Origin of the sequence: Streptomyces sp. NPDC002619, from assembly GCF_042889305.1 — a bacterium.
Classification (GTDB): Bacteria; Actinomycetota; Actinomycetes; order Streptomycetales; family Streptomycetaceae; genus Streptomyces.
The window spans coordinates 1-8575 of record NZ_JBIAQV010000101.1 but is presented as its reverse complement, the minus strand read 5'-3'; the positions used below and the strand labels follow the sequence as shown (position 1 = coordinate 8575).

At 68.9% G+C, this 8575-nt stretch carries 7 protein-coding genes and 1 pseudogene; 2 read left to right on the top strand and 6 right to left on the bottom strand.

Annotated features, from left to right (window positions below; all coding sequences use genetic code 11):
* The 4 genes from ACFYXB_RS44860 to ACFYXB_RS44845 all read right to left on the bottom strand — a co-directional run.
* Positions 1 to 235, bottom strand: a 235-nt coding sequence (locus tag ACFYXB_RS44860) for a hypothetical protein (protein ID WP_389591200.1), incomplete at its 3' end; no start/stop codon positions are given.
* 36 nt (positions 236 to 271) lie between these two features.
* Positions 272 to 1993 carry an MFS transporter gene (locus tag ACFYXB_RS44855; RefSeq protein ID WP_389591199.1) on the bottom strand — a complete coding sequence of 574 codons (1722 nt, stop codon included), beginning with the start codon at positions 1991 to 1993 and terminating at the stop codon, positions 272 to 274.
* Positions 1994 to 2036: 43 nt separating this feature from the next.
* Positions 2037 to 2468 carry a MarR family transcriptional regulator gene (locus ACFYXB_RS44850; protein ID WP_389591197.1) on the bottom strand — a complete coding sequence of 144 codons (432 nt, stop codon included), beginning with the start codon at positions 2466 to 2468 and terminating at the stop codon, positions 2037 to 2039.
* A 703-nt stretch (positions 2469 to 3171) separates the two neighbouring features.
* Entirely contained in the window at positions 3172 to 4110 is a 939-nt protein-coding gene (locus tag ACFYXB_RS44845) for an alpha/beta hydrolase (protein ID WP_389591196.1), read from the bottom strand.
* Between the two features lie 180 nt (positions 4111 to 4290).
* On the opposite strand from ACFYXB_RS44845, the gene ACFYXB_RS44840 reads away from it, so the two are divergent.
* Together ACFYXB_RS44840 and ACFYXB_RS44835 are read left to right on the top strand one after the other, a co-directional pair.
* A complete protein-coding gene (locus tag ACFYXB_RS44840; RefSeq protein ID WP_389591195.1) occupies positions 4291 to 5169 on the top strand; it encodes a helix-turn-helix domain-containing protein in 879 nt (292 codons plus the stop codon).
* A 1110-nt stretch (positions 5170 to 6279) separates the two neighbouring features.
* Positions 6280 to 6717 (top strand): annotated as a pseudogene (locus ACFYXB_RS44835) (alpha/beta fold hydrolase); the annotation flags it as partial.
* 254 nt (positions 6718 to 6971) lie between these two features.
* On the opposite strand, the gene ACFYXB_RS44830 reads toward ACFYXB_RS44835, so the two are convergent.
* Together ACFYXB_RS44830 and ACFYXB_RS44825 are read right to left on the bottom strand one after the other, a co-directional pair.
* Positions 6972 to 7964 carry an LLM class flavin-dependent oxidoreductase gene (locus tag ACFYXB_RS44830; protein WP_389591194.1) on the bottom strand — a complete coding sequence of 331 codons (993 nt, stop codon included), beginning with the start codon at positions 7962 to 7964 and terminating at the stop codon, positions 6972 to 6974.
* Between the two features lie 7 nt (positions 7965 to 7971).
* The coding region (locus tag ACFYXB_RS44825; RefSeq protein WP_389591193.1) for an NADPH-dependent FMN reductase at positions 7972 to 8575 on the bottom strand (604 nt) is incomplete at its 5' end.

The window sequence follows — 8575 nt, the reverse complement described above, 5'->3', positions numbered from 1 at the left end:
AGGTGGTGTTGATCTGTGCCTGGGCGTAGGACAGCAGCCGAAGCTCACGCTCTCGGGCCCGGCGGCGCTCACGGCGCAGGAACCATCGCCAGCCCGGGGAGCTGCCGTTGCACTTGTGCAACCGACCCGGTCGTGACCCGGAATGACGCCCCAGAAGGACGGTCGCGCCGAGGGCGAGGACGGTGATCAGCCCCAAGGTCCCTAGCGTGTACGCGATCGCGTTTGTCGCACTCACTGTGACTCCTTCCTTCCGACGCCGTGGCGGTCTCCGTTACGCGCTCTTGGTACGCAGCTCCTCCAGTGAAGCTGCCGTCAACCGGTGTGGCGTCTGGCCGGGTTCGACCAGGACGACGTTGCAGGCCGCGGCGTGGGTCAGCGCGGCGGTGAAGCTGCCGTCGGTGAACTGTGCCACCGGTCCGCGCGGGGATCGGCCGATCGCGATGGTGTGTGCTTGGACGTCGGCGGCGTGCTGGGCGAGGACCCTGCCGGCGGTGGCGTGGTCACCGATGCTGGTGAGTACCTGTCCGGTGGCGGTGATGCCGTGTGCGGCGAGGTGGTTGAGGTGGGCGAGGACCGCGGCGCGTGCGTGGTCGGCGTCCTCGGTGTCGATGGCCTGCTCCTCGATCACGGTGGTCTCACGGACGTGGACGACCTCCAGGGGGCTGTCGGTGTCGCGGGCGATGGCGGCGGCCTCGTCGACGATCAGGGCGGCGTTCTCGGTGGCGCCGACCGCCACGATGACCGGGCGGTACCCGGGCTCCGGGGTGGCCCCCACGCGCTCGAGGGTCGGGCGCACCGTCTCGCCCTGGGCCTCCTTCTTCTCCGCGGCGCTGACCAGCTTGTGGCCCGAGGCGAGGACGAAGACCGCGAGGATGAAGGTGGCGCCGCCGAGGTAGAACGGGACGCTGAGGTCGGTGGCGTCGGCGAGCTTGCCAGCGACGAACGGGGCCAAGCCGCCTCCGATGAACCGGACGAAGCCGTAGGACGAGGAGGCGACCGATCGCTCGACCGGGGAGACGAGCATGACAGCCTGGGTGGTGAGGGTGTTGTTGATGCCGATGAACGCGCCGCTGGCGATGACCGCGACGATCACGGCGACGGGGGTGTTGACGCCGACGGCGATGACCGCCATGACGATAGCGAGCCCGATCAGGTTGCAGTAGAGCACCGGGGCGGTGCCGAATCGTGCCTGCAGGCGGGGCGCGAAGAACACGCTGAAGGCGGCGACCAGCAGGCCCCAGCCGGTGAAGACCAGGCCGAGCTGCTGGGCGTCGAGCTCCATGGGGTACGGCGCGTAGCCGAGCATGGTGAAGAATCCCCAGTTGTACAGCAGCGCCATGAAGCCCATGGTGAGCAGCCCGCGGTGCCGCAATGCCTTGAGCGGGGCGGCCAGCGATGTGCGGTGCTCGGGCTTGGGCAGTGCGGGCACGAACGCGATCGTGGCGATCAGGGCGACGGCCATCAGCCCGGCGACGCCGAAGAACGGCCCGCGCCAGCTGATGGTGCCCAGTTCACCGCCGAGCAGCGGACCGACCGCGATGCCGAGACCGAGTGCGGCTTCGTACAGGATGATCGCTCCGCCGAAGCCGCCGCTGGCCGAGGCGACGATGACCGCCAGGCTGGTGGCGATGAACAGGGCGTTGCCCACGCCCCAGCCGGCGCGGAAGCCGACGATGCCGCCTATCGAGCCGGAGGCGCCGGCGAGTGCGGAGAACACGACGATCAGCACCAGGCCCACGATCAGCGTGCGCTTGGCGCCGATCCGGCTGGAGACCCACCCCACCACGAGCATCGCGACCGCGGTCACGACCAGGTAGCTGGTGAACAGCAGCGACACCTGACTCGGTGTGGCATGCAGGTTCTTCGAGAGCGAGGGCAGGATCGGGTCGACCAGGCCGATGCCCATGAACGAGATGACGCAGGCGAACGCCACGGCCCAAACAGCACGTGGCTGCTTGAACAGGCTCGCTGTTGTCCCAGGCGTTGCACTCATTGCCGATTTCTCCTGGAAGGTTGTCTCTCACCGATGCCGACGGTCACTTGGACGCCTGGGCCTGGATCAATCGGGCGAGCGCGGGGAGGGCGATGACCACCGCGGACTGCTCCTGCGGATCAAGCCGGTCCATCAGCGTGCGCAGAGCTTCGATACGTTCGGCACGCCGCTGTGCGACCAGGTCGGCTCCGGCGTCGGTCGCTTCGACCAGCACGCCTCGCCGGTCGTCGGTGCTCGCGATGCGGCGTACCAGCCCGTCGCGCTCCATACGCGTGACCTGCTGTGTCATTCCGGGCTGGGAGACGCCCTCTGCGCGTGCCAGCTCGGTCAGGCGCTGGGGTCCCTCGCGGCCGAGGCGGCCCAACACGGACGAGGCTGCCATGCTCAGACCCCCGGCGGTGCTGACCTGAACCACATACCGCACCAGCTGCTCAACAGCGACGACGAGCTCTTCACCGGATCCACGGGTATCCATAACCCTGTTATGCATAACTGCATTATGAAAGCGGGGTGAGTCGATCGTCAACGTGACCTGGATCTCAGCTCCGATGGGTCACCGGCTTGAGCATGCAGCCCATGCGGCAGGGCGTGGTGAGCGTTGAGAAGCTGTCTTTCCGGACTTGAGGTCTGCGTTTCCGCTGGTCGGGCGTAGGGACGGAGGTCCCGTGGGAGTAGTGGCCTGTCGTGCTGTCGCTCCCCGGGAGGTCGTGGATGCCGTCGGTGGTTGGGCTGTTGGAACAGCGTGAGCTGGGCCTCGCCGTCGCGTGGACGAGCTTCGGGAGGAGGCTGACCGCATCCAGGCCGAGTTGGCCGTGGCCGAGCGGGAATGGAAGGAGTGGGCCATCGCCTGCTCGCGGGTCGGCGAGGTGCTGGCCCCGGCGGACGAGAGCAGGCAGGACCACGTCCGGGCCGAAGGGACCGCGCCGGCCGCCGGGCTGCAGACCGGGAAGACGTCGCAGGTGCCGGATGCGGCGAAGCCGAAGTCGCAGGTGCCGGTGTGGCGTGAGGGGCTGGCCTGGTCGATGTTGTCGGTGGACTACCAGCGCATCCTGCAGGCCCTCGCGGACCGGGCCCGGCCCCATCAAGGGCCGCTGACCTGCCAGGAGATGGCCGCGGCGTTTGAGGTTCCCCACCCAGATGGGAAACGATCCCAGACACCACGTCTGACACAGGATCACTCAGCTGATCGGAGACGCTGCCGAGCCCAGGTTGTCGGTGAAGAAGCCCGCGAGCTTTTCGATGGCGGGGTCCACGTACTGCTTCTTGTCATAGAGGTCGACGTGGCTGGCCCCATGGATCCAGTGGAACTCCTTGGGGCCGGTGGCGCGCTGGAACGCGTCGATGCTCATCCAGGAGGTGACGGCGCGGGTGCCGACGATCATGAGCAGCGGTCGCCAGCCGATCAGAGGCACCGGGGCGGAGGCGTCGAAGGCGGCCATCTTGTCGACGCTGGACCAGGTGAAGAAGCCGGCCGAGCGTTCGTGCCGGCCTCGCGGGGTGCGGTAGTACTCGAAGCCGTCGACGCCGTGCTCACCGGAGGGCGAGCGGGCCTGCTCGGCGGTGTCGGGGAAGAGATTGAGGACCGTCGGCTCCTCGCCGCGGGCCTCGGCGGTCCGCGCCTGCGCGGCGGCGGCGAGCATGCCCTGGTAAACGGCCGGGTCCTGGGTGCCGTCGGCACCCAGGCGGAACTGGCGGGCGATGTCGACGGCGCTGACGGTACCGACGGCCTTGATGCGGTGATCACCACCGGTGGCGGACAGGACGTAGCCGCCGGAGGCGCAGATGCCGAGTGCTCCGATGCGGTCGATGTCGACTTCGCCGCGCGTGGTGAGGAAGGAGACCGCGGCCTTGAGGTCCTCCACGCGCTGGGCGGGGTCCTCGAGACCTCGGGGCTCGCCGCCGCTCTCGCCCTGGTGGGCGGAGTCGAAGGCGAGCGTGACGAAGCCCTGCTCCGCCAGGCGCCGCGCGTAGAGGCCGGCGGTCTGCTCCTTGACTCCGCTGCCGGGGTGGCCCACGACGATCGCGGGACGCGGCCCTCGCGCCGGGATGTCGGGGGTGTGGAGGTGACCGGCGAGCGGGATGCCGGCGCTGCCGAAAGTGACGTCGGTCTTCGTCATGGAAATCTCTCCTCTTCGCTGTCTGATCGGACCCCCACACATGTGGTGGGTTCCGTCCTCGGCACCTGCCGGGGAGGTTTCTACGATCGCCCCAGGTCAGAGCCCGCAACAGAGTCAGGTTCCTGCCTGGGAAGAAACCTGCCCCCTCACATGTGCCCCGGTCGCGTGACAATGGAGGACATGACTTCGGTATCTGATTCGCGCGAACTCGGGGCCTTCTTGAAGGCCCGCCGTGCCCAACTGGTACCGCGCGAATGCGGCTTGCCCGCGGCAGACGGTCCCCGCAAGGTCCCGGGGTTGCGCCGTGAGGAGGTCGCCCAGCTCGCTGCGATCAGCGTCGATTACTACACGCGCTTGGAGCAGGGCCGCGTCCGGGCATCCGCATCCGTGCTCGCCACCCTGGCCCGTGCGCTCCGCCTCGACGACGACCAGCAGAGGTACCTGTACGAACTCGCCGGCAAAGCCGATGTTCGGCCGCGTCGGCGGCGGCCCGCGCAGCGCATGCGGCCCGCCATGCAACGCCTGCTCGATCAGCTCACGGAGACTCCCGCCGTCGTGCTCGGCAAACGCCTGGACATCCTGGCCTGGAATCCCGCAGCTGCGGCCCTGTACACCAACTTTGCCTCGATCCCGTCAGACCGGCGCAACTACCTGCGCCTGCTGTTCACGGACCCCCTCGTCCGAGGCATGCACCGGGAGTGGGGGCACGACGCTCGCGACGCGGTCGCCGCACTGCGCATGGAAGCCGCGGCAGAGCCCGACGACCCCGAACTCGCCCGGCTCGTCGGCGACCTGTCGGTCCAGGACCCCGACTTCCGCACATGGTGGGCCGAGCACCACGTCAACAACTCCAGCTACGGCACCAAGCACTACCGCCATCGGCTGGTGGGTGATCTCACGCTCGACTGCGACACGTGGAGCAGCCCCGACGGTTCGAGACAGCGGCTGATGGTGCTGACCGCCGAGGCCGGCAGCCCCTCGCACGATGCTCTGCGCATCCTCAACTCGTGGACGGCCGAAGCGCCGAGCGGCAGCAAGGTGGAAGACGGCACCCCGTGACCACCTGGACGCCCGAGGAGTTGGCAGAACGCACCGCTTCCCCCGGTTCTCCCCTTCCTCGCGGGGCCGCGAGGAAACCGCGGTTTCCCCACGCCGAACGGCAGTGGGGAAACCGACCCGCACCACAGATCGATGACGACCACGCCGTCGTCGTGCAGGCCCAGCGGCACCAGAAGCCGGGGCCTGGCGGGCAGCAACTCGACGGGAACGTGTGCCACGAAAGCACGTGTGTTGCTCGTCCAGCATCAGGTCGATTTCCAGCGAGAGAGAAGGCACATCCTGAGGCGCCGTTCGAGGGGCACGGAGATCGGATTGATCGCGGCGCATGACGGTGTTCCCTTCCGTCGGTCTGAATCAGCGGGTCATACGCTTCGCCGCGGAAGGACGGGACAGGTCCGTCACTTGACGGTGGGAAGCGACGTCTCGCTGCGTGGATGACCGGGCGGCGGGGTTCCCATACCAAGGAAGCGCAGCTGCCCCGTGGAGAGTTCACATGTTGTGCCCGCTCATGAGACCTGCCAGGTGACTTGTCTCACATGGCGCCCCGGAATGGCGTCCTCACCGCGTTGGTTCCCCGATCACCCACCTCGCGGGACCGGCCACGGCAAGAGCGCGGCAGCAAGCGCACGAACGGGAGTAGCCATGAAGGTACATGAGGCCGAGAAGGAGCCTTCTCGTCTGCGACGCGTCCGCATACCCGGCACCGTTCGCACCCCCTCCCCCAAAGCGCGCCCGCGTCAGGACAGCGGCGGAAAGAGACATACGGCCCTGTCCGCCACCTCCGGCTGAGCGGGAATCCGATTCGGGGGGTCCGTTCGAGGTCAGCGCAGCTTGCGGTAGGTCGCGTAGGTCGTGGATCCGCGCCTCGGGGTTCTCATAGGGACCGAAGTGACCACCCTTCTCATGGACGTTCACATCGCGTACGTCCGCGTGGAACTGCCCGCCACCGGCCTCGAAGATCTCGATGCGCTCCTCGGGTGAACTCGCTCCGGGAGAGACATCACCGAGGAGGAATGTGAAGCCGGCCGGAGCCTGGACGTACGGCTGCAGGTCGTTCACCGGCGTCGGGGGGTAGAGCTGGGCGTTCTTGTAGGCGCGGATCGACGACCCTTCGCCACCGAGCGGGGCCGCCTCGCCATGGAGGACCCGAAGGACCGGCCAGGCCTGTGCCGACTCGTCTGGGACACCGTCTCGCCGACCTGGCGCTTCGACGACGCCACCTTCGAACGCACGGCCACGGCCTTCGAGAACCCCGACTACCCGGCCATCGTGATCCACAACTACCGCTGGCGGCTCGGCCTCGCCGACGGCGAACGCCGCTACGACCGTTACGAGAAGCTGCTCGCCGCACGGCCCTTCATCGAGGTGCCCACCATCACCCTCGACCCCGAGCGCGACCCGTTCACCGAGCCCGGCGACGGCGCCTCCTACCGTGACCGCTTCACCGGCAAGTACGAGCACCGAACGCTGGCCGGCATCGGCCACAACCTGCCGCAAGAGGCGCCCACCGCCTTCGCGCAGGCCGTCGTCGACGTCGACCACTTCTGACACCGGATCGGGCACGACGCGGCCTCTCCAGGTACGAACATGCCACGGAGTGGAGCGGGTACGGCTCGGTGCACGGGGACGGATCGAGCCGTGCCGGCCGGCGCCTTGCTGCGGGGCTCGCCGGCCACGTCCGAGGTGTCCGGGACATGGTTTCCACGGACACCGGACCGGACGCGCCGCCCTGCTCATGCCTTCTGCAGTGGGGCGGCGTGCTCTGCGTCGGGCCGTGTGCCGGACCGCGGCCGGCCGTTGGGTCAGGGGGTGGCCGTCTGCTCGGCGATCAGCTCGAACGAGCGGATCCGGTCCTTGATGTCGTAGACCTGGGTGGTCAGCATCAGCTCGTCCGCACCCGTGCGCTCGCGCAGCTCGGCGAGCTGGCGGGCCACGGTCTCCGGGGAGCCGAGCGCCTGCCCCTCGAACCGCTGCCGCGCCACCTCCCGCTCCTGCGGCGTGTACGGATACTGGGCCGCCTCCTCGGGGCTGGCCAGCAGCGTCGGTCGGCCGGCACGAATGCGCACGGAGGACAGCATGGCCGGGCCGGCCAGGTACTCCGCGCGCTCGTCGGTATCCGCGCAGATCGTGTTGACCGAGACGATCGCGTACGGCTTGTCGAGGTACTCCGACGGGCGGAAGTTTTGCCGGTACAGGTCCAGTGCCGGCAGCGTGTTGGCCGCACTGAAGTGGTGCGCGAAGCTGAACGGCAGGCCCAGCAGGCCGGCCAGCTGCGCGCTGAACCCGCTCGATCCGAGCAGCGAGATCTTCGGCATGTTGCCCAGCCCAGGGACGGCGGTGATCCGCAGCCGGTTCTCGCGCCCGGTGAAGTACCCGATGAGCTCGTCAAGCTCCTGCGGGAACGCCTCGGCGGACGTCCGGCGCAGGGCCACCGCGGTGGCCTGGTCGGCGCCGGTCCGGCCGAGGCCCAGGTCGACCCGGCCCGGGTGCAGCGCCTCCAGGGTGCCGAACTGCTCGGCCACCGCCAGCGGGGCATGGTTGGGCAGCTGCACGCCACCCGAGCCGACCCGGATCGTCGAGGTCGACGCCAACAAATGCGCGATCAGCACAGCCGGGGCCGAACTGGCGACCCACGGCGTGTTGTGGTGCTCGGCCACCCAGAACCGCCGGTAACCCAGCTCATCGGCGCGGACTGCGAGCGCCGTGGTGTGCCGGAGGGCCTCGGCGGGGGATCCGGCGGCGGCGACCGGAGCCACATCGAGGACAGAAAGAGGTACGTCAATCACAAAACTCATCCCCTTGTCACTTACCGTACGGGTGCTCGGCGCGAGCGGTGCGCAGCGCGCGGCCCCACCACAGCAGCTGGTCGATCATGTTCTTGGCGGCGCTCTCGCAGACCGCCGGGTCGAGCGGTCTGCCGTCCTCGCCCAGCCCGGACCAGGGTCCGTGCAGGCTGACGGAGTCGCGCACAGTCATGGCGTGCAGCTCGGCGAAGACCTGACGTAGCTGCTCGACGGCGCGAAGCCCGCCGCTCACCCCGCCGTAGGAGACGAAGCCGATCGGCTTGGCCTGCCACTGGGTGTTGTGCCAGTCGATGAGGTTCTTCAACGAGGCCGGAAAGCTGTGGTTGTACTCGGGCGTGACGACGACGAACGCCTCGGCGGCGGCCAGCCGTGGGCTGACGTCGGCGAGAGCGGCCTGAGTGCCCGGCGCGGGGGCGGGAAGGCCGTCCCATCCGGGCATGGACACGGGAAGATCCAGGCCGGCGACATCGACAACGTCCAGTTCGATGTCGGTGCGTTGGCCCACATGGCCGGTGAACCACTCGGTGACCGACTGGCCGGCGCCGCCGCCACGAGCGCTTCCGATGATGACGGCGACCCGGAGCGCGGGGTCGTCGGAAGGT